This is a genomic window from Pseudomonas sp. RL_5y_Pfl2_73 (assembly GCF_963970515.1).
Taxonomy (GTDB): domain Bacteria; phylum Pseudomonadota; class Gammaproteobacteria; order Pseudomonadales; family Pseudomonadaceae; genus Aquipseudomonas.
The window spans coordinates 345501-368618 of record NZ_CAXAPD010000001.1 but is presented as its reverse complement, the minus strand read 5'-3'; the positions used below and the strand labels follow the sequence as shown (position 1 = coordinate 368618).

Here is a 23118-nt window from a genome sequence, read left to right as displayed (position 1 = left end):
GGTTCACAGAAGTGTTGCTCAGCTCGCCTGCTTCATCTGCCGCACGGGCAATTCCACGCGGAAGGTCGTGCCGACGCCGACTTCACTGCTAACCGTGATCTCGCCGTTGTGTTTTTTCACGATGCCGTAGGACAACGACAGCCCGAGCCCTGTGCCCTGGCCAATGGGTTTGGTGGTGAAGAACGGGTCGAAGATTTTCTGCAGGGTATCGGGGGGGATGCCCGAGCCGTTGTCGGCGACTTCGATCCATACGGTTTCATCACCGACCCCGTTGCGCAAGGTGATGGTGCCGCGCTCGGGACCGATGGCCTGGGCGGCGTTGACAATCAGGTTCATGATCACCTGGTTGATCTGCGACGGCAGGCATTCCACTTCCGGCAACGGCGTGTACTCCTTGACCACGTCGGCCTTGTACTTGATTTCATTGGCGACGATGTTCAACGTCGAATCCATACCCTGCTGCAAATTGGCCATCTGCCATTCCTGGCTGGAATCGACGCGAGAGAAGTCCTTCAGGTCCTTGACGATCTGCCCGACCCGGCCGATGCCATCCTTGGATTCCTTGATCAGTAGGGGAATATCCTCGACGAGAAAGTCTAATTCCACCTGTTCGCGCAGCTTCCTCAAGTGCACCACCAGCTCCGGCGAGGCGATGGCCCCCTCGGCGCTGCCATAGGCGCTGAGCATCTCCTGGAGTTTGCTGAAGTAGCCGTCCAATGCCCCCAGGTTGGAAGAAATGAAGCCGATCGGGTTGTTGATTTCGTGGGCCACCCCGGCCGCCAACTGGCCCAGCGAGGCGAGCTTTTCCGATTGCACCAGCTGGCTTTCCAGCATCTTGCGTTCGTCGATTTCCATTTGCAGCAGCGCGCTGGCCTGTTTGAACGCCTGGGTGCGTTGTTCCACCAGGTCTTCGAGCTTGTTCATTTTCAGTTGCGCACGGGAGGTCATTTCCCATTTGGTGGTCAGGGTATTGGCCATCTGCTGGACTTCGATGTTGTCGAACGGCTTTTTCAGGATCAGCAAGCGATCGTGGCCGTTCAGGCGGTCCAGCAGTTCATCCCAGGAATAATCCGAGTACGCGGTGCAGACCACCACTTGCAGCAATGGGTCGCGCTTCCAGAGTTCTTCGATGGTCTTGGCGCCATCCCAGCCTTCGGGCATGCGCATGTCGACAAAGGCCAGGGCATAAGGACGCCCTTTTGCCGATGCCTCCAACATTTTGTTCAAGCCTTCCTGCCCGCCATAGGCCGAGTCGAGTTCGAACACGGTGGCAACAGGTTTTGGCGCATCGCCGAACAGCGCGTTTTCCATGTCCAGCAAGTCAGCGTTGCTGTCATCCTCCGGGGTGAGGATCTTGCGAAAATCTTCATGAATGGCGGGTGTGTCGTCGATCAACAGGATGCGGCGGTTACTCATGCGATTCATGGCTCACCTTCTGCAAGTTTTAGGGGCAATTGCAGTTCGAACGTTGCCCCCGTGCCTGGCCCCTCACTGTGGGCGGTGAGGTGGCCGTCCATTTCAATGGCCGCCAATGCGCAGCTGTGCAGGCCAAAGCCGTGGCCTTCCTTACGCGTGGTGAAACCGTGGGCGAAAATGCGCGTCATGTTGTCCTGCGCAATGCCTTCGCCTTCGTCCTTGACGCTGATTTGCAGGGTCTCGCCATCGATGACGGCGGCCTTCAAGGTCATGTTCCGCGCATGATTGGAAACCCCCGCCATGGCGTATTTGGCATTACTGATCAGGTTGATCAGGATCAACAGCAAGCGGTGTTTGTCGCCCATGATCCGCGGCACTTCGCCGTATTCTTTGATCACCGTAACATGGTGGCGGGTCAGTGCGCCGGAGTTCATGCGCAGGGCATCTTCAAGCAGTTCGCTAACGACCAAAGGTTCCAGCAGGCTGTTGGCCCCGGCATAGGATTGCTGGGTGGACACGATGTCCTTGATGTGGTCCACGCTCTTGCTCAACTGGGCCAGTTCGTCGCTCAGGCCCTGCTGCTCGAGTGCGATGGCTTCGACCAGTTGGTTGAGGTAGCCGGGCAGCAGCTTGCCTTTGGCGTCTTCGGTGAGAAAGTGCCCGAGGTCATCGGCGTGTTCGTTGATCAGTTGCATCGCCTTGCCCAGCCCCTGGGCCTTGCTGCTGCGCAGTTTGCGGCTGATCAGGTCGGCGGAAATGTTCACGCTGTTGAGCACGTTGCCAACGTTGTGCAGCACGTTGGTGGCGATTTCCGCCATGCCGGCCTGGCGGGCGGTGTCCATCAGCTCGCTCTGGGTGTCCTTCAACTGGCGGGTCCGTTCTTCGACCCGCTGTTCCAGTTCATCGTTGGCGGTTTGCAGGGCGTTGTTGACCCTTTTGATCTCGGCGAAGCTGCGTACCAGCCGGATCGCCAGCCAGATCAGGATCAATACCAGGATCGTGGCGAATACCAGCAGGTAGATGTGGTTGCGTTGGTATTTGGCCGCGGCTTTGCCCTGGTCTTTCTCCAGCAGGTCGGTGATGGTGTCCAGGCGGCTGGAGAGGGGGACCGCTTCGATGCCCCGCAACAGCTCATTGACCCGTGGCTGTTCGCGCAGGATCAACGCGATGTGCCTGCTCAGAATGTCAACGGGGCCTTGAAGCCCCAGGGGCATGCGCTCCTTGTTGACGTCCAGCCGGTTCAGGCCCAGCAGCACGTCGGCGGCTGCATCGCTGCTGCTGAGCTGGGCGAACTCCATGCTGCTGAGCAACAGGTCGTAGGTGTCGATAGCGACGTTTTGCAGTTGCAGCCGGTCCGCGTCGGGCAGCCGGGCGAACTGGGCCTGGATGTCATCTTCGGCGGAGGGCAGGAAGGCCATGGAGTTGCGCAGCACCGCGTTGTGGGATTTGAACTGTTCCACCAGACGGGTTTTTTCCTTGAGCGCCTTGAGGTACTCGTCGCGCTGGGCTTCCCAGAGTGACGGCTTGTGGCGCCCGGACTCCGATTCAAGGGTGTCGAGACGTTGCCACAGGCGCCTCATTTCATACAGGGGGGTGACCAGGGGGTCGTAGTTGTGGGTCAGGGCGATCCGCGACTTGAGCACTTCGTTGTCCCAGATGGCGTCTTGCTGCTTGAGCAGGCGGATCAGGTCCCGGGACTCAATGTACGAGGCGGCCTGCTGGGCCCCCGAATTGATGTACATGAACAACAGGACTGAAGTCAGCAACAGGCCGATGAACGCAAGCCCCAGGCGACGAAGAAGGGTCATAGGGGCTTGCCCTCCGATTCACCGGTCAGGGTCTTGAGGAACTCGACAATCAGGGCCGTATCGTTCTTGAGGGGCTCACGACCCAGTTGGTACTTGAACATGACCTCCACCGCGTGTTCCAGGGTCGGTGCCGAGGCGTCATGGAAATACGGGGCGGTGACGGCCACGTTGCGCAGGCTCGGCACCTTGAAGACCTGGCGGTCGTCGTCGTCGCCGGTAATGTTGAAGCGTCCTTCGTCGGCTCGGGTAGGGTTGCCCCGGTCCTTGAAGTAGTCGCCCATGACCCCGAACTTCTGGAACATGTTGCCGCCAACATTCACGCCTTGATGGCAAGCGATGCAGCCGTACTCCTTGAAGCGCTGGTAACCGAACTTTTCCCGGGGCGTGAGGATGTCGGTATCGCCCAGCAGGTATTGGTCGAAGCGCGAATTGGGGGTCTGCAAGGTGCGCTCGTAATCCGCCAGTGCACCCTGGACATTGGACTTGGTCACGCCATCGGGGTAAGCGTCCTTGAAGTCCTTGGCATAGCCGGGGTCATCGGCGATGCGCTTGACGACCGATTCCCAGGTGCTGCCCATTTCCACCGGGCTGGTCACGACCACGTGGACCTGTTCTTCCAAGGTGTCGACGCGGCCATCCCAGAATTGGTGGAAGTTCAGGCTGGCATTGAACACGGTGGGCGTGTTGACCTCCACGGGCTTGCCATCGAAGCCCAAGGAAAACGGCTTGTCGTCGGCGCCGCCCTTGTCCAGGCGATGGCAACTGGCGCAGGACAGGGTGTTGTTGACCGACAGCCGCGGGTCATTGAACAGCCGCAGCCCCAGTTGGACGCGCTTGGGGTCCAGGGTCGGAATCGGGGGCAGGGGTTTGAGGGGTTCGTCCAGTGGTTCGGCGTGAGCGGTCACGCTTGATCCCACGAGCAGGCCGAGAGCCAGAATCAATCCATGTGACGCCATGGGGTGCTTTCCTTGAAACTTTGGTTGATGACACTCAGGTGTTCACGAAAACGGGTTCTGGCGTTTTTCCCACTCGGTCATCCAGTCGGCAAAGGCCTGCGGTTCGACGGCCTTGCTGAAGTAATAACCCTGAACCTCCTCGCAGTGGTGCTTCTTGAGAAATTCCAACTGCTCGAGGGTTTCCACACCTTCGGCAATGATGTGCAGGTTCAGGCTCTTGCCCAGGCTGATGATGGTGCTCACCAGCTTGGCGTCGTTGCTGTCGATGCTCAGGTCACCGACGAACGACTGGTCGATCTTCAACACATCCACCGGAAATTTCTGCAGGTAGCTCAGGCTCGAATAGCCGGTGCCGAAGTCGTCGATGGCCAGGCGAATCCCCAGTTGCTTGATGGCCTTGAGGATGGCGACCGTGGTATCGACGTTCTGCATCAGTACGCTTTCGGTGATCTCCAGTTCTAACTGTGTCGGGTCCAGGCCGGTTTCCTTGAGGGTGCGGGCGATGCCTTCGACGAAGCCGCGCTGGCGAAAATCGATGGCCGAGACGTTCACCGACAGGTACAGCGGGCGCATGCCCTGGGCTTGCCAACGACAGGCCTGTTGGCAGGCTTCCTGGAGCACCCATTGGCTCAGCGGAACGATCAGGCCGCTGTCCTCGGCGACCGGAATGAAATCCGACGGGTAGACCAGGCCATGATCCGGCCTGTCCCAGCGCACCAACGCCTCGACACCGACGACCTTGCCGCTCTTGAGGTCGAGCTTGGGTTGGTAATGCAGCACGAATTCCTTGCGTTGCAGGCCCAGGCGCAGGCCGGACTCGATGGTCTGCTGCTGCCGCGCCCGACGGTTCATGTCTTCGGTAAAGAAGCGGTAGTCATTGGGGCCGGTTTCCTTGACGTTGCGCATCGCTGTCTCGGCTTTCTTGATCAGCCCCACGGCGTCGAAACCGTCGGTGGGGTACACGCTGATACCCAGGCTCGCGGTGACGCTCAGGTCATGACCGTCGATCGGTTGCGGGGAACTGATGGCCGCCAGCAGTTTGTCGGCCACGCCTTTGGTTTGCTGCGGGTCGACGATGTCTCCCAGTATGACTACGAACTCATCGGAACCGTAGCGAAACACCGAATCGGATTCACGCACCACGGTGGCCAGCGTCCGCGCCACCCGCTTGAGCAATTCATCGCCCACGGGATGCCCCAGCGCATTATTGATGCGCTTGAAGCGGTCCAGGCCGATGAACATCACCGCCAGTTGCCGGTCGTGCCGGCGGCACTGGGCCATGGCCTGGGTCAGGCGATCACCAAGCAACATGCTGTTGGGCAACTCGGTGAGTACGTCGTATTGCAGCAGGTGGGACACCTTGAGCAATTCCTGGACGCGCTCTTCGATCGTGTGTTCCAGGCTGCGCATTTTTCTCGCCGCATCCTGGGCCAGTTGCCATTTCCAGGTCATGGCGCTGGCCATCTGGCGGATTTCCAGGGTGTCGAAGGGTTTCTTGAGGATCAGCAACTGATCGTCGAACTCGATCCGTTCGGACATGGTTTCCCAGGAGTAGTCCGAGAATGCCGTGCACAGGGCGATTTGCAGGCGCGGGTCGGCCTCCCACAGCCGCTCGATGGTTTGCAGGCCGTCCCAACCCGGTGGCATGCGCATGTCAGCGAACACCAGCGCATAGGGCTGGCCTTCAGCCTGGGCACGCTTGACCAGCTCCAGCGCCTCCTCGCCCTGGTAGGCCGAGTCGATCTGGAATTGCAGCCGGCTGACCTGCGGGGTGCCAAACAGCAGGCTCTCGGTGTCGTCCAGTGAATCATCGCCGCCGGCGCTGGGGCTGAGGATCTTGCGAAAGTCCTGGTGGATCGCTGGCGTGTCGTCCACCACCAGGATTCGCCGGTTGGCAGGTAACGACATGGGGTTCATCGATTGCTCTCCGATAGCCGGCTCGCTGGTCGGGTCCAGTGGTCTGTTGCCGGAACGATGGTGCCGGCCTTGAGTAGTTCGGCGGCCTGGCCGCTGTCGACCGCGGTGCTGAAGTAATGCCCCTGGGCCTGTATCTCCCCGCCGCTGGACATCAGCGTGGTGCGTTGCTCCTGGGTCTCGACACCCTCGGCAATGATCCCGATGCCCACGTCCCGGGCGAAGTTGATGATCGCCCGCAAGGTCGTGGCGTTCTCGGGGTCGGCGTTGGCGCTGTCGAGAAAACGCTGGGCGAGCTTGAGGTGATTGACCCGGTAGGTCTTGAGGTAATCGAACGAGGAGTACTCAGTGCCGAAATCATCGATGGCGATCTGTACGCCCAATTCGCAGAGGCGCGGCAGTACATCGTTGTGGGTCCACTTGGTCTGGGCCAGGGTGGCTTCGGTGACGTCGAAACGCAGGTCCCAGGGCGCCAGTTCCCAGCGCGCGGTGGTGCGCAGCACGTCGTAGATCAGTTCCGGGCCGGTCTTGAGCTGGGTCAGGGACAGGTCGATGGCGATCACCGGGGGGGCCATGCCCTGGTCGCGCCATTGGCGCATTTGTTGGCAAGCCTGGTCCAGTACCCAATGCCCCAGGCCAATGATGATCCCGCTTTTTTCGGCGGCGGGCATAAAGGCCGCCGGTTCCAGCCAGCCACGTTGGGGGTGCTTCCAGCGCACTTGCACGCCCATGCCGAGGATCTTGCCGGTGCCGAGGTCGACTTCCGGCAGGTAGTGCAGGTGCAGTTCGTTGTTTTCAACGGCTTGGCGCAGGTCGTTGGCGAGGGCGACCCGGTCGGTGACTTCCTGGTTAATTTCCTCGTTATGGAAATGGTACTGGTTGCGGCCCTTTTCCTTGGAGCGGTACAGGGCCATGTCGGACTGCGCCATCAGGCTGTCGGCACTCAAACTCTGCGGGGTGTAAAGGGCGATGCCGATGCTCACCGAGATCCGCACGTCGTTGCCGTCCAGGGTATACGGCGCCACGAGGGCATCGAGGATCTTGTCCGCCAGTGCGGCGCAATGGGTCGCTTCATAGACGTCCAGTTGCAGGAGGGCGAACTCGTCGCCGCCCAGGCGCGCCACCACATCGTTTTCCCGGGTACAGGCCTTGATCCGCGTGGCGACTTCCTGCAACAGCAGGTCGCCGATGGGGTGACCCAGGGTATCGTTGATCCGTTTGAAGTGGTCCAGGTCCAGGTAGAACATCGCAAACGGCGCCGCACCCCGACGAGCGGCGGCGAAGGCCTGGTGCAGGCGCTCGATCATGGTGGCGCGGTTGGCCAGCCCGGTCAGGCTGTCGGTGCGGGCCAGCAGGGCGATTTTTTCTTCGGCCAGCTTGCGCTCGGTGATGTCGAGGATGATGCCCTCTATTTCCAGCAACAGACCTTGCTCGTTGCGCACCGGGATGTAACGGTTCTCCACCCAGCGGAACGCGTTGTCGCCGGTGCGCATGCGGAACTCGATGGAGGCCCCTGCGGAATCGCGGTCCAGGACGCGGACCATGGCCTCATGGACCTTGTCCTGGTCGTCGGGGTGGATCAGGGTTTGCGCCCAGTCCGGCGAGCTGATCAGTTGCGCTGCGACATGGCCGAACTTGGTGATGTTATGGGAAATGTACATCAAGGCGAACGGCGGCTCGCCCCGCAGGCGATAGAGGATGGTCGGGCTGTTCTGCACGATGATGTTGGCGTCGGCCAGTTCCCGGGTGCGCTCCTCGACCGCGCGCTCAAGCATGTCCATTTTCAGCGCCGCGTCCTCGGTCATCTGCCATTTGACGGTCAAGGCGCTGGCCATCTGGCGGATTTCGATGGCATCGAAGGGTTTTTTCAGGATGAGCAGGCGGTCGCCCAGTTCAAGGCGATCGGCAATGTCCTCCCAGGAATAATCCGAGTAAGCGGTGCACAGGGCCACTTGCAGCTTGGGGTCGGCGCGCCACAGCCGTTCGATGGTTTCCAGGCCGTCCCAGCCCGGTGGCATGCGCATGTCGATGAACGCCATGGCGTAGGGGTGCCCTTGGGCCTGCGCCGTTTCGACCTTGTTCAAGGCTTCCATGCCCTGGAACGCCGAGTCGAGCTCGAAACTCATGCAGGAAACCGCCACCGGCGAGCCGAACAAGGCTTCTTCGGCGTTGCTCAAACTGTCTTCGGTGTTCGCCTGGGGGCTGAGGATCTTGCGAAAATCCTCGTGGATGGCCGGCGTGTCGTCGACGATCAGGATCCGCCGATTGGTTTTATCCAAGGGCAAGCTCATGGCCGTGCACCGTTTTGATGCTGACTATAGAACCCTGGAAACATCTGATATCCCTTTCGCTGGCATGAGTATTCGGCCGGTACTTGGCCCTTCATGGGGTAGAGCATAGTCGTCCGATCGGGATGCGCTCGGCCGTGATGGCAAATGTGTCTAAATGTTCGCAATCTACTAGCCTGTATTTCGGGGGTAAGGTAGAACGGTTGTCGTGAATAGGAGGGGGGGTTCAAATGGAAGATCAATCGCCGGATGTTTCAGTAAGAAAGCCAGCGGTGCTGTTGGTCGATGACGAAGAGTCGATCCTCAATAGCCTGCGTCGGCTATTGCGCAGCCAGCCGTACGAGATCCTGCTGGCCGACAGTGGCGCCAAGGCCCTGGAAATTCTCAAGGAGCGGTCGGTCGACCTGGTGATGACCGACGCGCGCATGCCGAACATGGATGGCGCCGCGCTGCTGGCCGAGATCCGCAAGCTGTACCCAACGACCTTGCGCATCCTGCTCACCGGTTATGCCGATGTGGACATGATGACCAAGGCCATCAACGAGGGGCAGCTCTATCGCTACCTCAGCAAGCCCTGGAACGATGAGGAGTTGGTCCAGGCCTTGCGCCAGGCCCTGGCCCACCAGCATTCCGAAAGCGAGCGCCAGCGCCTCGAAGCGCTGAACCGCGAGCAGAACCAGCAACTCAAGACCCTGAACGCCACCCTGGAAAAACGGGTGGCGTCGCGCACTTCCGAGCTGCAGCAGACCGCCGACATGCTCGATTTGGCCTATGACGAGCTCAAGCGCAGCTATGTGACCAGCACCGAAGTGTTTTCGCTGATCGCCAACCTGCGCCTGCCCAAGTCCAAGCAAACCAACCGGCAGATCATCGAGTTGATCAGGGTCTACAGCCGGCTGCATTTTCTCGATGAGTCCACCGACCGTGATCTGACCATGGCCGCGGCGCTCTACAACATTGGCAAGCTGAGCTGGACCGACAACATGATGGTCACGCCCGCCGACATGCTGCACCACACTGAACTTGAGCTCTATCGGGCCTATCCGAAGCAGAGCGAATCGCTGCTGATGACCCTGGACCCGATGAAGGACGCGGCGCGGATCATTCGCCATCACCAGGAGCGTTGGGACGGCAGCGGCTTCCCCGAGCACCTCAGGGGCGAGGCCATTCCGTTTGGTTCGCGGCTGTTGAAACTGGCGGTGGACTTCATCGAGCTGCAGCGCGGGTTGATCCTGGAGCGGCAGATGAACAGCGACGAAGCGCTGGTCTACATCCGCAAGTACGCCGGCAAGCTGTACGACCCGGATATGATCGAGGATTTCATCAAGGCGTGTGCCGAATACCTGGAAGACGTGACCCTGTCGGACCCGACGGTACAAGTCTCCACCACGCGCGAATTGACCGCGGGGATGATCCTGGCGCGCAACCTCAATGCCGACAACGGCATGTTGCTGCTCAACGCTGGCAAAATCCTGAGTGGGCCGTTGATCGAAAAACTCATTGCCTTCGAATCGATGGAGGGGGCCCGTTACAGCGTGTTCGTCAAGATTCCCGAGGAGGAGGCCGATCCTACGGCGCCGAAGCCGATTTTGGGGTGACTGGGGGTTGGATTGGATTGGGTACATATCCGTTGCTGCGGTAACGGCGGCTTAGGGTTCCGCCCTGACGGCGGGTCACTTTTGGAAGAGCGCCAAAAGTAACCAAAAGCGCTTTGCCCCACCACTCGGCACCTCGCTCAGGCTCGGTGTGCCCTCACTCCGGCATTGCTCCGTGGGCCGCCGCGAAGGGCCATCCATGGCCCAGCGCGGCTATCCCGGCATCCATGCCGGGATACCCACTCCACAATGCCTGCGTTCGGCCATCGTGGTTAACGGGGCGCCCCAGATCAAGATCAAGATCAAGATCAAAAGCGAGGCGGCCTAACAGCCGACCTGGCTCTTCCGCTCGTACACCTGTCAGATCTGTGGGAGCAAAGCTTGCTCGCGAGGCGGCCTGACAGCCGACCTGATTCTTCCGGTCGTACCCCGATCCCATTGTGGGAGCGAGCTTGCTCGCGAAGGCGGCCTAACAGCCGACCTGTCTCTGGCGGCTGTACTTCGATCCAACTGTGGGAGCGAGCCTGCTCGCGAAGACGGCGGCACATTCAACATGGATGCAAGCAGACCCATCGCTATCGCGAGCAAGCTCGGTTCCCACAGGGATCGGCGGTGGACACGGATCTTATAAACGACCCAAAACCTGTGTGGGAGCGAGCTTGCTCGCGATGGCGGCCTGACAGCCGACCAAGATTGTGGGAATGGTCGGACAATCCTCCGGGTTGCAGCAGATTTTTCCGACGAACTCTGGCGGTTGCAGGGTGGGAAGGGCTGTCGCTAGTCTTTTCCCGTCGCTGCAAATTCAGCGGCCGGGCTTGGAAATCCGATAAGTAGACGGCGCGAAAGCGCCCTTCATGACGTATGCTTGCGGTCGTTTTTTGACCATGCTTTCGTTATGGCGGCTGTGCGCGGGAGACCTTCGGGTCTGTCGGGCTCGTTTACCCCGGTTTTCCAACCTGCGTACGGCTGCCACCCCTCGCTTGGAAACGAACGTGGCAGCTCCAACCTGTAGACGGAGTGTCACCCTATGTTCAAAGCCACACCCAATCCCCCCGAAACCGATCCCCAAGAACTCGATGAAGCCGCCAAGCGCGCCATCGACCATTATCTCGACCCCAAGCCTCAAGCCAAAAAGAAAAAGCCCTCAGGTCAACTCTTCACCGTCGTGGACGGTGTCGACACCGAAAGCCTGCTGGCCAACCTCAGCGAAACTTTGGCCTCAGCCGATGCCATGGTCAGCGACCTTGCCTTCGACCTTAAAGGCTCGCGACGCCATGTTGCCCTTGGCATTCAGCAACTGATCGAGCTGGGTGCTTTATTGGCGAATCGGATGCTGGATAACGTCAATACACAACCCTGACCACACCGCGCGCAGAAGCGAGAAGGCTCGCTTCCACAATTGGACCGGAGTACGACCGGGAGAGCCACGACGGCTGTAAGGCCGCCTCGCGGTGGACGTTGATCTCGGACGCCCCGTTAACCACGATGGCCGAACGCAGGCATTGCGCAGTGGGCACCTCGGCATGGATGCCGAGGTAGCCGCGCTGGGCCATGGATGGCCCTTCGCGGCGGGCCCACGGAGCAATGCCGGAGTGAGGGCACACCGAGCCTAAGCGAGGTGCCGAGTGGTGGGGCATGAGCGCTTTGGTTACTTTCGCGCTTTTCGAAAGTGACCCGCCGTCAGGGCGGAACCCTAAGTCGCCGTTACCGCAGCAACGGATATACACACCTTAAGCGAACAGCATTAGCCTTCCACAGGGGAACTGCGCTGATTTTTAGTCCCGCACCAGACTTTGCTCCCACCCCTACGCGTTGTAATCTCCCCGCCATTTCCCCGGCCAAGGCTTCGATCACCCATGACCACTTCCCTCATCCGCATCGCCGCTGCCCTGTTGCTCGGGCCGGACGGGCGAACCCTGCTGGTGCGCAAGCGCGGCACCCGGGCCTTCATGCAGCCGGGCGGCAAGATCGAGGCCCATGAACAGCCCGTGCAAGCGCTGGCCCGTGAGTTGGAGGAGGAGCTTGGATTGCAGATCGACCCGGCACAGGCCCGTTACCTGGGCGTGTTCAGCGCGCCGGCGGCCAACGAACCGGGGTTTGTCGTGCAGGCCGAGGTGTTTTTGCTGAGCATCGACGTCCCGGTTTCGCCGGCAGCCGAAATTGAAGAGGTGTGTTGGATCGACCCGGCCGGCGACAGCGATCTTTTGCTGGCACCGTTGACAGGCGAGGTAATCCTGCCGTTCTATCGAACGACACTTCTCGCTACCTGCTGATTCACGCCTCAAGGACTGATGCTCATGATTCCATTGCCGGACCTGTTGATTTTCGCCGCCGCCGCGTTGCTGATGGTACTGACGCCCGGCCCGAACATGATCTACCTGATTTCCCGTTCGATCTGCCAGGGCCGCAAGGCCGGCGTCACCTCCCTGCTGGGGGTGGTGGCCGGGTTCTTCGTGCACATGTTCGCCGCGGCCGCCGGGTTGACGGCGGTGTTCCTGGCGGTGCCGGTGGCCTATGAAGTATTGAAATGGGCCGGTGCGCTGTACCTGTTGTGGCTGGCCTGGCAGGCCGTGAAACCAGGTGCGCGTTCGCCCTTCGAGGCCCAGCAGTTGCCAGCGGACTCGACGCGCAAATTGATCACCATGGGCTTTCTCACCAGCGCGCTGAACCCCAAGATCGCGGTGTTCTATCTGTCGGTGTTTCCGCAGTTCATCAGCCCGGAACACGGTTCATTGTTCACCCAGAGCGTTATCTTGGGCCTGACCCAGATCGGCGTCAGTTTCAGCGTCAACCTGTTGATCGCCCTGTTTGCCGCCGGCATTGCCTCGTGGTTCGTCCACAACCCGACCTGGCTGGCGGCGCAGCGCTACTTCATGGGGTTTGTACTCGGTGCGCTGGCACTGCGCTTGATGTTTGAGCAACGGCGTTCGGCGTGAGCATCCGACGGTTGAGGGCCGGCGATGCCCTGGCGTATCGCCAGCTGATGCTCCAGGCGTACGCACTGCATCCGCAGGCCTTCACCTCCAGCGTCAGCGAGCGGTCGAAGCTGCCTATCAACTGGTGGGAGTCACGCCTGGGCAGCCGGCTCGATGTACTGTTGGGGGCGTTTGTCGAGCAGGCGCTGGTCGGCATCGTCGGCCTGGCCTTGGAGCCCCGGGAAAAAGCCCGGCACAAGGCGCTGCTGTTCGGCATGTACGTCGCCGATGAACAGCGCCATCGCGGGCTTGGCTACCAGTTGGTACAAGCCGCCCTCGACGAAGCCCGGCGCTATCCCTTCTTGCGTCTGGTGCAACTGACCGTCACCGCCGGCAACGACCCGGCGGTCAAGCTCTACCAGCGCTGCGGCTTCGTCCTGTACGGCCTTGAGCCGATGGCGATCCGCGTGGACGACGAATACCTCGACAAAATCCATATGTGGCTTGAGCTTTGATCCCACGCAGCTCCCCTGGAGCTGGCGAAGCCTGCGATCTTTTGATCTTGATCTGTGGGGCGTTCGCTCGTGACTCAATTGTCAGGGGAAAGATCGCAGCCTCGCTTCGCTCGACAGCTCCTACAGTCAGCGCACGGCACTGACACCGTCGAGTGTGGAGAACGACGTGTCCTTGGCCGTCAGCAAAAAGTCGCGCATGTACGGCGCGTCGAGCATGTCGGTGCGCACCGCCGCATACAGGGTGGCAAACAAGCCTTTCTCCCCCAGTCGCTTGGCCTTCACGTAACCGCGCGAGCTGTATTCATGCAGGGCCCAGTGCGGCATGCCGCAGACGCCGCGGCCGCTGGCCACCAATTGCATCATCATCACCGTCAGTTCAGAGGTGCGCACCTGGGCCGGTTCGATGTCGGCCGGCTCCAGAAAACGGGTGAAGATGTCCAGGCGGTCGCGCTCCACCGGGTAGGTGATCAGGGTTTCGCTGATCAGGTCCTCGGGCACGATGTACGCCTTGCCGGCCAGTCGATGCTGGTTGGCCACGGCGAGCATCGCCTCGTAGGTGAACAGCGGCACGTAGGTGATGCCGGCCAGTTCCATCGGGTCGGAGGTCACCACCAGGTCGAGGTCGCCCCGGGCCAGGGCCGGCAACGGCGCGAAAGCGAAGCCCGAGGCCAGGTCCAGCTCGACTTCCGGCCAGGCATCGCGGAACTGGTCAATGGTCGGCATCAACCACTGGAAGCAGCTATGGCACTCGATGGCCATGTGCAGCCGTCCGGCGGTGCCGCCCGCCAAGCGGGCGATGTCCCGTTCGGCGCCGCGCAGCAGGGGCAGGGCGGCATCGGCCAGTTGCAACAAGCGCAGGCCGGCGCTGGTGAACCGTACCGGCTTGGTCTTGCGCACGAACAACTGCATGCCCAGGCGTTCTTCCAGTTCCTTGAACTGGTGGGAGAGGGCGGACTGGGTCAGGTGCAGGCGTTCGGCGGCTTCGACCAGGCTGTCGGCTTCGCGCAGGGCGTGCATCGTCTTGAGGTGGCGGAGTTCAAGCACCGGAGTTGCTCCATGAGTAAAACTTGTGATCAACACGAAAAAGTTGAGTTTGTCTCATGTGGGGCCGGCTGTCGACAATGGCACCATCTTTTACAGGAGGACGCACACCATGGCTCTGGCCCACACCCTCGGTTTTCCCCGCATCGGCGCCGACCGCGAACTGAAAAAAGCCCTCGAAGCTCACTGGAAGGGTGACCTGGCCCCGGCTGCGTTGCAGGCAGTGGGGCGCGAACTGCGGGCCCGGCACTGGCAATTGCAGAAAGACGCCGGCATTGACCTGCTGCCGGTCGGCGATTTTGCCTGGTACGACCAAGTGCTCAGCCACTCCTTGACCCTGGGCGCCGTCCCACAGCGTTTCCACAGCACCTTGAATGCCCAGGGCCGGCCGACCCTCGACACCCTGTTCGCCATGGCCCGTGGCGCCACGGCCAGTTGCTGCGGCACCGACCACGGCCAGGCGCAATATGCCCAGGAGCTGACCAAGTGGTTCGACACCAACTACCACTACCTGGTCCCGGAGTTTTCCGCCGACCAGACCTTCGCCCTGAGCTGGGAGCAGTTGTTCGACGAAGTGGACGAGGCCCATGCCTTGGGTCATCAGGTCAAACCGGTGATCATCGGTCCGTTGACCTACTTGTGGCTGGGCAAGGCCAAGGGCGAGGCGTTTGACAAGCTCGGCCTGCTGGAGCGCTTGCTGCCGGTCTACGGCGAAATCCTCAACCGCCTCAAGGCTCAGGGGGTGGAGTGGGTGCAGATCGACGAACCGATCCTCACCCTCGACCTGCCTCAGGCCTGGAAGAGCGCTTTCGAGCGGGCTTATCACATCCTCCAGTACTCGCCATTGAAAAAACTCGTGGCCACCTATTTCAGTGGTCTGCAAGACAACCTCGGCCTGGCGGTGAGCCTGCCGGTGGACGGCTTGCACATTGACGCGGTGCGCGACCCGGAACAACTGGGCCAGGTGCTGGACCGCCTGCCGACCTACAAGATTCTTTCGGTGGGCCTGGTCAATGGCCGCAACGTCTGGCGCTGCGAACTGGAACAGGCGCTGGCGCAGCTGCAACCGGCCCAGGAGCGCTTTGGCGACAACCTCTGGGTCAGCACCTCGTGCTCGCTGCTGCACAGCCCGGTGGACCTGGAGCGCGAAGACCGGCTCGATCCCGAACTCAAGAGCTGGCTCGCCTTTGCGGTGCAGAAGTGCGGCGAGGTCGCGGTGCTGCGCGATGCCTTGAACGATCCCCTGGCGCCCGCTGTGCAACAGGCCTTGGCCGACAGCCGCGAGGTGCAGGCCCGTCGTGCCAGCTCGACGCGCATTCACAAAACCGCGGTCCAGGCACGTTTGGCGGCAATCGGGCCACAGGACAGCCAGCGGCGTTCGCCGTTTGCCAAGCGCATCGAGCTGCAGCGTGCACGTCTGGCGTTACCGACCTTTCCCACCACCACCATCGGATCTTTCCCGCAGACGGCGGCCATTCGCCTGGCACGCCAGGCCTACAAGCAAGGAAAATTGTCAGCCAACGACTATCAGGACGCCATGCACACCGAGATCCGCCATGCCGTGCAGATCCAGGAACGCCTGGGCCTGGACGTGCTGGTGCACGGTGAAGCCGAGCGCAACGACATGGTGGAATACTTCGCCGAGCAACTGGACGGCTACGTCTTCACCCGTTTCGGCTGGGTGCAGAGCTACGGTTCGCGTTGTGTGAAGCCGGCGATCATTTATGGCGACATCAGTCGGCCGAGTGCCATGACCGTCGACTGGATCCGCTATGCGCAGAGCCTGACCGACAAAGTCATGAAAGGCATGCTCACCGGTCCCGTGACCATGCTGATGTGGTCGTTCCCCCGCGAAGACGTGTCGCGCCAGGTCCAGGCCCAACAACTGGCCCTGGCCCTGCGGGACGAAGTGCTGGACCTGGAAAAGGCCGGGATCAAGATTGTGCAGATTGACGAGGCGGCGTTCCGCGAAGGGTTGCCGCTGCGTCGCGGGCAGTGGCAGGAGTACTTGGATTGGGCGGTTGACGCGTTCCGTTTGTGCGCGTCGGGGGTGGCTGATGAAACCCAGATCCATACCCACATGTGCTACAGCGAATTCAATGATGTGATCAAGGCCATCGCTGACATGGACGCCGATGTCATCACCATCGAGACCTCGCGTTCGGACATGGAGTTGCTGGAAGCGTTCGAGGCGTTCGACTACCCGAACGACATCGGCCCCGGTGTCTACGACATTCACTCGCCACGGGTGCCGGATACGGCTGAGATGGTTGCGCTGATGAGCAAGGCGGTAAAACGGATCGCCGCCGAGCGGCTGTGGATCAACCCCGACTGCGGGTTGAAAACCCGGGGCTGGCCGGAAACGGAAGCGGCACTGGTGAACATGGTGGCGGCGGCGCGGCAGTTGCGTAGCCAACTGGCATAGAAGCTGTCGAGCGAAGCGAGGCTGCGATCTTTTCCCTGGCAATTGAGTCAAGAGTGAAAAAACAGCAGATCAAGGTCAAAAGATCGCAGCCTTGGGCAGCTCCTACGCAATCTTCATCAAACTGTCACGCAACTGTGGCAGCGCGCTTGAACAAACTTCATCAGACTCGCGCTCTACTGGGGTTCTGCGTTTCGGTGTTTCTTCATGCGTGTATTCATTTTCCTGGCCGCGTTGTTTTTCGGCCTGCCGTCGATGGCGGCTTTGCGGTGTGACATCAATGTTGCGACCCAACGGGTCGATCTGGATCAGGTGAGTCTGGCCTACCAGAGCGTTGGCCGTGCTTCGGATCCGGCGCTGTTGCTGGTGATGGGCCTGGGTGGGCAATTGATCCATTGGCCGGACGAAGTGGTGGTCGCCCTGTGCGAGCAGGGGTTCCGGGTGATTCGCTACGACAACCGCGACGTTGGTCTGTCCACCTGGCGCCAGGCCCCCGGCAGCGCCAACCTGACCTTTGAAGCGTTGCGCTACAAACTCGGCTTGCCCGTGGCCGCGCCTTATACCTTGACCGACATGGCCGATGATGGGCTGGGGTTGATGGATGCCTTGCAGGTGCAGAGCTTCCACGTGTTGGGCGTGAGCATGGGCGGGATGATCGCCCAGCACATGGCCGCCATGGCGCCGCAGCGAGTCGAAAGTCTGACGCTGATCATGAGCAGTTCCAGTGCCGAAGGCTTGCCCGCACCCAGCGCCGCGCTGGTGCAGTTGCTGTCGCGGCGCGGTGCGCCGAATCGCGAAGCGGCCCTGCAGCAGCAGGCCGATCTGCTGGCCGCGTTGGGCAGCCCGATGGTGGCGGATGATCGCCAGGCATTGCTGCATCAGGCCGCCGTGGCCTATGACCGGGCCTTCAACCCCGAAGGCGTGAAGCGCCAGATCATGGCGATCATGGCCGAACCGAGTCGCGTGGCGCTGCTCAATCAACTGCGGGTGCCGACCCTGGTGGTCCACGGCACCGCCGACCCTTTGCTACCGGTGATGCATGGCGTGCATCTGGCGGCGCACATCCAAGGTAGCCAATTGAAGTTGATCCCGGGCCTGGCCCATCGTTTCCAGGAGGCATTCAAGGCCCCGTTGCTGGCGGCCGTGCTGCCGTATCTGCAGCAGCACCGCGAAGACCCGTCGCACTGGGCGCAGATCGAACCGGTGCAGGCGCCTAACCTGCTCTAGCGTTTCCTGTGGCGAGGGGGAGCAAAGCTTGCTCGCGAAACAGCCACCTCGATCTCTGGAAGACCGCGTCGCCTTCATCGCGGGCGAGCCTTGTTCCCACAGGGGTCGTTCCAATCAACACAAACTCTGGGTCAAACGGTCATCCGCAACCGCGCTAGATCCCGCAGCGGCGGCGCGCCGAACAACCGGCTGTACTCGCGGCTGAATTGCGAAGGGCTTTCATAACCCACGCGATACCCCGCCGCCGAGGCCTCCAGCCCTTCGGCGAGCATCAGCCGTCGGGCCTCTTGCAGGCGCAGTTGCTTCTGGTATTGCAGCGGGCTCATGGCGGTCATGGCCTTGAAGCGGTGATGCAGGGTCGAGACACTGAGGTTCACCTCCCGGGCCAGGTCATCGATGCGCAGCGGCTGTTCGAAATGGCCGTTGAGCCATTTGATCGCCTGGCTGATGCGATGGCTCTGACTGTTGGCGATGGCGATTTCGTACAGCCGATAACCCTGGGGACTGCGCAGCAGGCGGTACAGAATCTCCCGGCGCACCAGGGGCGCAAGCATGGCGATGTCTTTCGGGCTGTCCAGCAAGCGCGCCAGGCGCAGCACGGCGTCGAGCGTCGGCGTGTCCAGGCGTTCGACATACAGCCCCCGTCCGGCGGGTTGGGTCGGAACACTCAGGGGGCCGGCGTCGGCGATCAGTGCGGTGATTTCCGCCGGGTCGATGTCCAGGCGCAGGGCGAGGATCGGCTCTTGCGGCGAAACGTCAGCGATGCAGCCACTCAACGGCATCGACACCGAGACCACCAGGTAATGGAGCGGGTCGTAGTTGAAGTACTCATCCGCCAGGCGCACCTGTTTGCTGCCCTGGGCCATGATGCACAGCGCCGGTTGGGCCAGCACCGGGGCGAACTTTTGAGACTTGCTGTGGCGCGACAGGTTCAGCGAGCCGATGGCCGTGGCGTAGCTGCCGTCTTCGCTGGTGTTGCGGTCGATGATCGACGCCAATTCGGCGCGCTGTTGTTCCAAGTGCGTGTCCAGCGGGACATGGGCGTGGTCAAGTGGCGACATGCCGGGATCCTCAGGCGATAGGGAGCGATGAACCAAAGCTTATGTTTGTGCAAGGCGCAGCGATAGCAACATCCTGTTGAAAGCTTGCCTGATCCTGCACGGCGCAAGGGGCTATGACGGTGCAACGTTGCCGAAACTTGCTTGAAACCTTTTGTTTCAACTTCCCGGGTTTCAATCGGTGCGATGGCGAATTCTATGGCGCCGATGTGCAGGATTGTGCAATGGGTCGGCAGGAATTGACTAACGAAGCTGGCGTCGTGGCGCTTAACCTTTGATCCTGTCGCAGCCTGTCCCCGGCTGCACAACGGATGACCTGGGAGGGTTGAACATGACGACACAGATCCCCGTCAGCCACATGGCTTTCGTCCGTGCCCGCGGCGGTTGCTCCAGGCAACTGGGGGCGCGCCTGAGTACGCTGATCGCGCCCTCGCGCCAGGCCCCCGGTTGCTTGCACTTTGCTTTGCAGCAATCGCAATGCGACGCTGATTTGTGGCTGGTGTCCGGGCTCTGGGTCAATCAGCCATCGATGGACGCCTACTTCAATTCACCGGCCATGGCGATTTTCGCCGAGCTGGTGCAGGACCTGGTGGTCAGCAGCCTGGATTTCCACACCTTCAGGGAAGTTTCTGCTGCCGACGCGACCGAAGGGTGTCGGGCGCAGGTACACAAACTGGCTGGATGAAGGTTTAATGAGCGTCATTTTCCACCGCCAGGATGCACAAGACATGGCACGTAAAGCCTTTGAAACCTTTGAAGCTGTTTCCGCTGTCGTTCCCAAGGAAGGCGGCGGTTACCATGCCGCCATTGCCACCAAGGCCATCGGCGGCTCAGGTGCGCCGCGCTTCAACAAGATCCTTGAAGACCAGGCCTTCGAGACCGCTGTCAAAGCCGATGAAGCGGCAGCCCTGCAACTGACCCACCTCAAGGGTGTCGACGACGAGGGCGGGTTGCTCTGGAGCTCACGAGATTAACGCTGTGGGAGCAAGGCTTGCTCCCACCGTGCAAGCCTCTATCGAGGGCGATGCATCTTGAACAACGCCTCAGGCCCCAACTGGAAATAGTCCGCCGGCCCGCCACCGCGCAAGATCGGCTCGGCGGCGGCGGTGTCGTATACCCCATCCTTGAGCAGCCACTTGGCGATATGCACGGCGACCACTTCGCCGAGAATCAGCCAGCTCGGTACCAGCCCTTTATCCGCGCGCTGCAGTTGAATGATCTGCGTGACCTTGCATTCGAAGGACACCGGGCTTTCGGCGACGCGCGGAACTTGGATTACCCGTGACGACGCCGTCGTCAAACCCGCCAGTTCGAACTCATTGACCTCTGGCGCGGCCATCGCGCAGCTCTGGTTCATCTGCTCGGCCAGGGGGCGCGTGGCCAGGTTCCAGGCGAATTCGCCGGTCTGTTCGATGTTGTTCAGGCTGTCTTTGCGCCCGACGCTGGAGAATCCGATGATCGGCGGAATGTAGTTGAAGGCGTTGAAGAAACTGTAGGGTGCCAGGTTCAGGTGGCCTTCGGCATCCTGGGACGAAATCCAGCCAATGGGGCGCGGGCCAACAATGGCGTTGAACGGGTCGTGGGGCAGGCCGTGGCCGTTGGCGGGTTCGTAGAAATGGATGTCATCGGGCATGGCTGAAGAAGGTCCTGCGGTGGAGTTTCAAGGGAGTGAAGATAGTGCAGGGCCCCACTGTTTTTGTCAGTACCCAGGGACCCTCTGGGAGTGGGCTTGCTCGCGAATGGGCAGGTTCAGACACATAGATGTCGACTGACACACTGTCTTCGCGAGCAAGCCCGCAATGTGGTGAGTGGCGATAACAAAACCAGCGGTGGTCTTCCTTTTTCCATCTCCCATCAATAACTAAGCCCGGCCGAAGCCGGGCTGTGAGGGTGTCGTTCTCGGATTAGCTGATGGCAGCAGTGTTAGTGCGATCGAAGCCATCTTCAGCAACGGTGGCGCCGCCAGTGCGATCGAAACCATCTTCGGCGACGGTGGCGCCGTTAGTGCGGTCGAAACCATCAGCAGCAACAGTGGCAGTGGTTGTGCGGTCGTAACCGTCAGCGGCAATGGCCGAACTGGTGCGGTCGAAGCCATCGGCGGCGAAGGTGTTGGCAGCCAGTACGGACAAGGTCAGGGCAAGGATCAGTTTGGTTTTCATGGTCGTGCTCCAGAGTGGTTGGCGTTAAGTGCCTTGGGTGTGGAATTCATATTACGCTTGTTAATTTGATTAAAAAGTGCAAAAAAACGCTTAAATGAATCGACTAAATAGATGTGTTTGCGATCGTCACAGGGCAGGCGAAAAGTCTCATCACCCAGGCACCGGATTGCGTTTGGTTGAGAGTGGGAGTGGAGGGCAGGCATTAACCAGCGATTAATGTCGGATAATTCTTTAGGGACAAGGAAACGAAAAAGGGGCGAACCTGTTCAGGTCCGCCCCTTTTATTTGTCCGACTGGGATATCAGTCGGTGACAATCCGCGAGTGCTTGCGGGTGTCTTTCATGGTGATGTACACCAGCAGCGACACGGCGATGCAGGCCGTCACGTACCAGTAGTAGCCGGTTTCCATACCGATGCTCTTGAACCACAGGGCGATGTATTCAGCGGTGCCGCCGAAGATCGATACGGTCAGCGCATAGGGCAGGCCGACGCCCAGGGCGCGGATTTCGGTGGGGAACAACTCGGCTTTCACCACGGCGTTGATCGAGGTGTAGCCGCTGACGATGATCAGCGCGGCCATGATCAGGAAGAACGCGCCCCACCAGGTCTGGATGGAGTGCAGGGCAGTGAGGATCGGCACGGTGCACAGCGTGCCCAGGATGCCGAAGGCGATCAGGATCGGCCGGCGCCCGATCTTGTCCGAAAGCCCGCCGATCACCGGTTGCAGGCACATGAACAGGAACAGTGTGGCGGCGGAAATAGTGGTGGAGTCGGAGATGCTCATGCCGACGGTGTTCACCAGGTATTTCTGCATGTAGGTGGTGTAGGTGTAGAACGCCAGGGTGCCGCCCATGGTCAGGCCGACCACGGTCAACAGTTCCTTGGGGTGGCGCATCAAGGTGCGCATCGCGCTTTCCTTGGCTTTTTCCTTCTTGGTGAACGACTCGGTTTCTTCCATGCCGCGACGCAGGTACAGCGCCACGATCGCACACAGCGCGCCGATGGCAAACGGGATGCGCCAGCCCCAGGCGTACAGCTCTTCGGTGGTGAGAAACCGTTGCAGCACGATCAACACGCCCAAAGCGATGAGTTGGCCGGAGATCAGGGTCACGTATTGAAAGCTGGAGAAGAAACCGCGACGTTCCTTTGTAGCCATTTCGCTCAAGTAGGTTGCCGAGGTGCCGTATTCGCCGCCCACCGACAGGCCCTGGAGCAAGCGGGCCACCACCAGCAGGATCGGCGCGCCGACGCCGATGGTTTCGTAGCTGGGGCTCAGGGCGATGATCAGTGAACCGAAGCACATCAGGTACACCGAGGCCATCAGTGCCGCCTTGCGGCCAGCACGGTCAGCGTACAGGCCCATCAGCCAGCCACCGATCGGGCGCATCAAAAAGCCCACGGCGAAGATCGCGGCGGTTTTCATCAGTTGTGCCGTGGATGACCCGGCCGGGAAAAATACTTTGGCGAAGTACAACGAGAACGCGGCGTAGACGTACCAGTCATACCACTCGACCATGTTGCCGACCGAGCCGCTGAAGATCGATTTGATCCGGCTGGCGGTGGTTCTTTCACGGGCGGGCACGGCAGCCGACCCAATGGGCAGGGCGTTGGAGTTGTCCATTGAAGGATCCTTCGTTTAATTGTTTTTGTGGAGCGCGTGGGAACGCAGCCTGACAGGGCTATAGCAGGAGCTGTGCCAGGTGCTAGAAGGCCGGTTTAGAGGGGTTGGTGGTGTCGCGTAGGCAAAAATCCGCTCATTGTGGCTGGTGAAGTGGGCGGGAATCCGCTTATGCAGTGGGAAGTT

The 23118-nt window shown here is 60.9% G+C and carries 20 protein-coding genes; 10 read left to right on the top strand and 10 right to left on the bottom strand.

Annotated features, from left to right (window positions below):
- Nucleotides 1-18: 18 nt before the first annotated feature.
- From AACY42_RS01700 to AACY42_RS01680, 5 genes are read right to left on the bottom strand one after another with little or no spacing between them, the layout of a single operon-like run.
- Nucleotides 19-1425, bottom strand: a complete 1407-nt coding sequence (locus AACY42_RS01700) for an ATP-binding protein (RefSeq protein WP_339475688.1) — start codon at nucleotides 1423-1425, stop codon at nucleotides 19-21.
- The gene (locus AACY42_RS01695) at nucleotides 1422-3224 is read right to left on the bottom strand and encodes a DAHL domain-containing protein (RefSeq protein WP_339475686.1); all 1803 of its coding nucleotides are present in this window, start codon (nucleotides 3222-3224) and stop codon (nucleotides 1422-1424) included. The genes AACY42_RS01700 and AACY42_RS01695 overlap by 4 nt, the downstream gene beginning before the upstream one ends.
- The gene (locus tag AACY42_RS01690; protein WP_339475683.1) at nucleotides 3221-4180 is read right to left on the bottom strand and encodes a cytochrome-c peroxidase; all 960 of its coding nucleotides are present in this window, start codon (nucleotides 4178-4180) and stop codon (nucleotides 3221-3223) included. The genes AACY42_RS01695 and AACY42_RS01690 overlap by 4 nt, the downstream gene beginning before the upstream one ends.
- A gap of 42 nt (nucleotides 4181-4222) precedes the next feature.
- The gene (locus tag AACY42_RS01685; RefSeq protein WP_339475681.1) at nucleotides 4223-6097 is read right to left on the bottom strand and encodes a putative bifunctional diguanylate cyclase/phosphodiesterase; all 1875 of its coding nucleotides are present in this window, start codon (nucleotides 6095-6097) and stop codon (nucleotides 4223-4225) included.
- Complete coding sequence (locus tag AACY42_RS01680) at nucleotides 6094-8385, bottom strand: GGDEF/EAL domain-containing response regulator (RefSeq protein ID WP_339475680.1); 2292 nt, start codon at nucleotides 8383-8385, stop codon at nucleotides 6094-6096. The genes AACY42_RS01685 and AACY42_RS01680 overlap by 4 nt, the downstream gene beginning before the upstream one ends.
- Nucleotides 8386-8612: 227 nt before the next feature.
- Here AACY42_RS01680 and AACY42_RS01675 point away from each other — a divergent pair, with 227 nt between their 5' ends.
- From AACY42_RS01675 to AACY42_RS01650, 6 genes are all read left to right on the top strand, one after another.
- Nucleotides 8613-9980 (top strand): HD domain-containing phosphohydrolase, encoded by a 1368-nt coding sequence (locus tag AACY42_RS01675; RefSeq protein WP_339475678.1) that lies wholly within the window; start codon nucleotides 8613-8615, stop codon nucleotides 9978-9980.
- Between the two features lie 196 nt (nucleotides 9981-10176).
- Nucleotides 10177-10305 (top strand): hypothetical protein, encoded by a 129-nt coding sequence (locus AACY42_RS01670; RefSeq protein WP_339475674.1) that lies wholly within the window; start codon nucleotides 10177-10179, stop codon nucleotides 10303-10305.
- A 699-nt stretch (nucleotides 10306-11004) separates the two neighbouring features.
- The gene (locus AACY42_RS01665; RefSeq protein WP_003205177.1) at nucleotides 11005-11337 is read left to right on the top strand and encodes a DUF6124 family protein; all 333 of its coding nucleotides are present in this window, start codon (nucleotides 11005-11007) and stop codon (nucleotides 11335-11337) included.
- 496 nt (nucleotides 11338-11833) lie between these two features.
- A complete protein-coding gene (locus AACY42_RS01660; RefSeq protein ID WP_339475668.1) occupies nucleotides 11834-12250 on the top strand; it encodes an NUDIX hydrolase in 417 nt (138 codons plus the stop codon).
- Between the two features lie 24 nt (nucleotides 12251-12274).
- On the top strand, nucleotides 12275-12913 hold the full coding sequence (locus tag AACY42_RS01655; protein ID WP_339475665.1) for a LysE family translocator: 639 nt from the start codon (nucleotides 12275-12277) through the stop codon (nucleotides 12911-12913).
- On the top strand, nucleotides 12910-13407 hold the full coding sequence (locus AACY42_RS01650) for a GNAT family N-acetyltransferase (RefSeq protein WP_339475663.1): 498 nt from the start codon (nucleotides 12910-12912) through the stop codon (nucleotides 13405-13407). The genes AACY42_RS01655 and AACY42_RS01650 overlap by 4 nt, the downstream gene beginning before the upstream one ends.
- A 126-nt stretch (nucleotides 13408-13533) precedes the next feature.
- On the opposite strand, the gene metR is transcribed toward AACY42_RS01650, so the two are convergent.
- Nucleotides 13534-14451, bottom strand: coding sequence for a transcriptional regulator MetR (gene metR, locus AACY42_RS01645; protein ID WP_339475661.1), 918 nt, complete (start codon nucleotides 14449-14451; stop codon nucleotides 13534-13536).
- A 109-nt stretch (nucleotides 14452-14560) separates the two neighbouring features.
- On the opposite strand from metR, the gene metE reads away from it, so the two are divergent.
- Nucleotides 14561-16873 carry a 5-methyltetrahydropteroyltriglutamate--homocysteine S-methyltransferase gene (gene metE, locus AACY42_RS01640; RefSeq protein ID WP_339475659.1) on the top strand — a complete coding sequence of 771 codons (2313 nt, stop codon included), beginning with the start codon at nucleotides 14561-14563 and terminating at the stop codon, nucleotides 16871-16873.
- A 204-nt stretch (nucleotides 16874-17077) separates the two neighbouring features.
- Complete coding sequence (locus AACY42_RS01635) at nucleotides 17078-18097, top strand: alpha/beta fold hydrolase (protein ID WP_339475656.1); 1020 nt, start codon at nucleotides 17078-17080, stop codon at nucleotides 18095-18097.
- Between the two features lie 131 nt (nucleotides 18098-18228).
- Here the strand turns inward: AACY42_RS01635 and AACY42_RS01630 are convergent, their stop codons facing one another.
- Nucleotides 18229-19158, bottom strand: coding sequence for an AraC family transcriptional regulator (locus tag AACY42_RS01630; protein ID WP_339475654.1), 930 nt, complete (start codon nucleotides 19156-19158; stop codon nucleotides 18229-18231).
- Nucleotides 19159-19486: 328 nt separating this feature from the next.
- Between AACY42_RS01630 and AACY42_RS01625 the strand changes: the two genes are divergently transcribed.
- Together AACY42_RS01625 and AACY42_RS01620 are read left to right on the top strand one after the other, a co-directional pair.
- A complete protein-coding gene (locus AACY42_RS01625) occupies nucleotides 19487-19840 on the top strand; it encodes a putative quinol monooxygenase (RefSeq protein ID WP_339471127.1) in 354 nt (117 codons plus the stop codon).
- A 43-nt stretch (nucleotides 19841-19883) separates the two neighbouring features.
- Nucleotides 19884-20129 (top strand): hypothetical protein, encoded by a 246-nt coding sequence (locus AACY42_RS01620; protein WP_339475726.1) that lies wholly within the window; start codon nucleotides 19884-19886, stop codon nucleotides 20127-20129.
- 38 nt (nucleotides 20130-20167) lie between these two features.
- Here AACY42_RS01620 and AACY42_RS01615 read toward each other — a convergent pair whose 3' ends face one another.
- The 3 genes from AACY42_RS01615 to AACY42_RS01605 form a co-directional block, all read right to left on the bottom strand.
- Nucleotides 20168-20788: a flavin reductase family protein gene (locus tag AACY42_RS01615; protein WP_339475652.1), complete on the bottom strand. Its 621-nt coding sequence runs from the start codon at nucleotides 20786-20788 to the stop codon at nucleotides 20168-20170.
- A gap of 271 nt (nucleotides 20789-21059) precedes the next feature.
- Nucleotides 21060-21314: a hypothetical protein gene (locus AACY42_RS01610; RefSeq protein ID WP_339475649.1), complete on the bottom strand. Its 255-nt coding sequence runs from the start codon at nucleotides 21312-21314 to the stop codon at nucleotides 21060-21062.
- Nucleotides 21315-21615: 301 nt separating this feature from the next.
- Nucleotides 21616-22935, bottom strand: a complete 1320-nt coding sequence (locus tag AACY42_RS01605; protein WP_339475647.1) for an MFS transporter — start codon at nucleotides 22933-22935, stop codon at nucleotides 21616-21618.
- Nucleotides 22936-23118 lie beyond the last annotated feature (183 nt).

Coding starts and splice junctions, on each gene's coding strand:
- AACY42_RS01655 (WP_339475665.1), top strand. CDS start 12,275: ATGATTCCATTGCCGGACCTGTTGATTTTCGCCGCCGCCGCGTTGCTG.
- metE (WP_339475659.1), top strand. CDS start 14,561: ATGGCTCTGGCCCACACCCTCGGTTTTCCCCGCATCGGCGCCGACCGC.
- AACY42_RS01690 (WP_339475683.1), bottom strand. CDS start 4,180: ATGGCGTCACATGGATTGATTCTGGCTCTCGGCCTGCTCGTGGGATCA.
- AACY42_RS01625 (WP_339471127.1), top strand. CDS start 19,487: ATGACGACACAGATCCCCGTCAGCCACATGGCTTTCGTCCGTGCCCGC.
- AACY42_RS01615 (WP_339475652.1), bottom strand. CDS start 20,788: ATGCCCGATGACATCCATTTCTACGAACCCGCCAACGGCCACGGCCTG.
- AACY42_RS01605 (WP_339475647.1), bottom strand. CDS start 22,935: ATGGACAACTCCAACGCCCTGCCCATTGGGTCGGCTGCCGTGCCCGCC.
- AACY42_RS01670 (WP_339475674.1), top strand. CDS start 10,177: ATGGCCCAGCGCGGCTATCCCGGCATCCATGCCGGGATACCCACTCCA.
- AACY42_RS01675 (WP_339475678.1), top strand. CDS start 8,613: ATGGAAGATCAATCGCCGGATGTTTCAGTAAGAAAGCCAGCGGTGCTG.
- AACY42_RS01680 (WP_339475680.1), bottom strand. CDS start 8,385: ATGAGCTTGCCCTTGGATAAAACCAATCGGCGGATCCTGATCGTCGAC.
- AACY42_RS01665 (WP_003205177.1), top strand. CDS start 11,005: ATGTTCAAAGCCACACCCAATCCCCCCGAAACCGATCCCCAAGAACTC.
- AACY42_RS01630 (WP_339475654.1), bottom strand. CDS start 19,158: ATGTCGCCACTTGACCACGCCCATGTCCCGCTGGACACGCACTTGGAA.
- AACY42_RS01635 (WP_339475656.1), top strand. CDS start 17,078: ATGCGTGTATTCATTTTCCTGGCCGCGTTGTTTTTCGGCCTGCCGTCG.
- AACY42_RS01660 (WP_339475668.1), top strand. CDS start 11,834: ATGACCACTTCCCTCATCCGCATCGCCGCTGCCCTGTTGCTCGGGCCG.
- AACY42_RS01685 (WP_339475681.1), bottom strand. CDS start 6,097: ATGAACCCCATGTCGTTACCTGCCAACCGGCGAATCCTGGTGGTGGAC.
- AACY42_RS01620 (WP_339475726.1), top strand. CDS start 19,884: ATGGCACGTAAAGCCTTTGAAACCTTTGAAGCTGTTTCCGCTGTCGTT.
- AACY42_RS01700 (WP_339475688.1), bottom strand. CDS start 1,425: ATGAATCGCATGAGTAACCGCCGCATCCTGTTGATCGACGACACACCC.
- AACY42_RS01610 (WP_339475649.1), bottom strand. CDS start 21,314: ATGAAAACCAAACTGATCCTTGCCCTGACCTTGTCCGTACTGGCTGCC.
- AACY42_RS01695 (WP_339475686.1), bottom strand. CDS start 3,224: ATGACCCTTCTTCGTCGCCTGGGGCTTGCGTTCATCGGCCTGTTGCTG.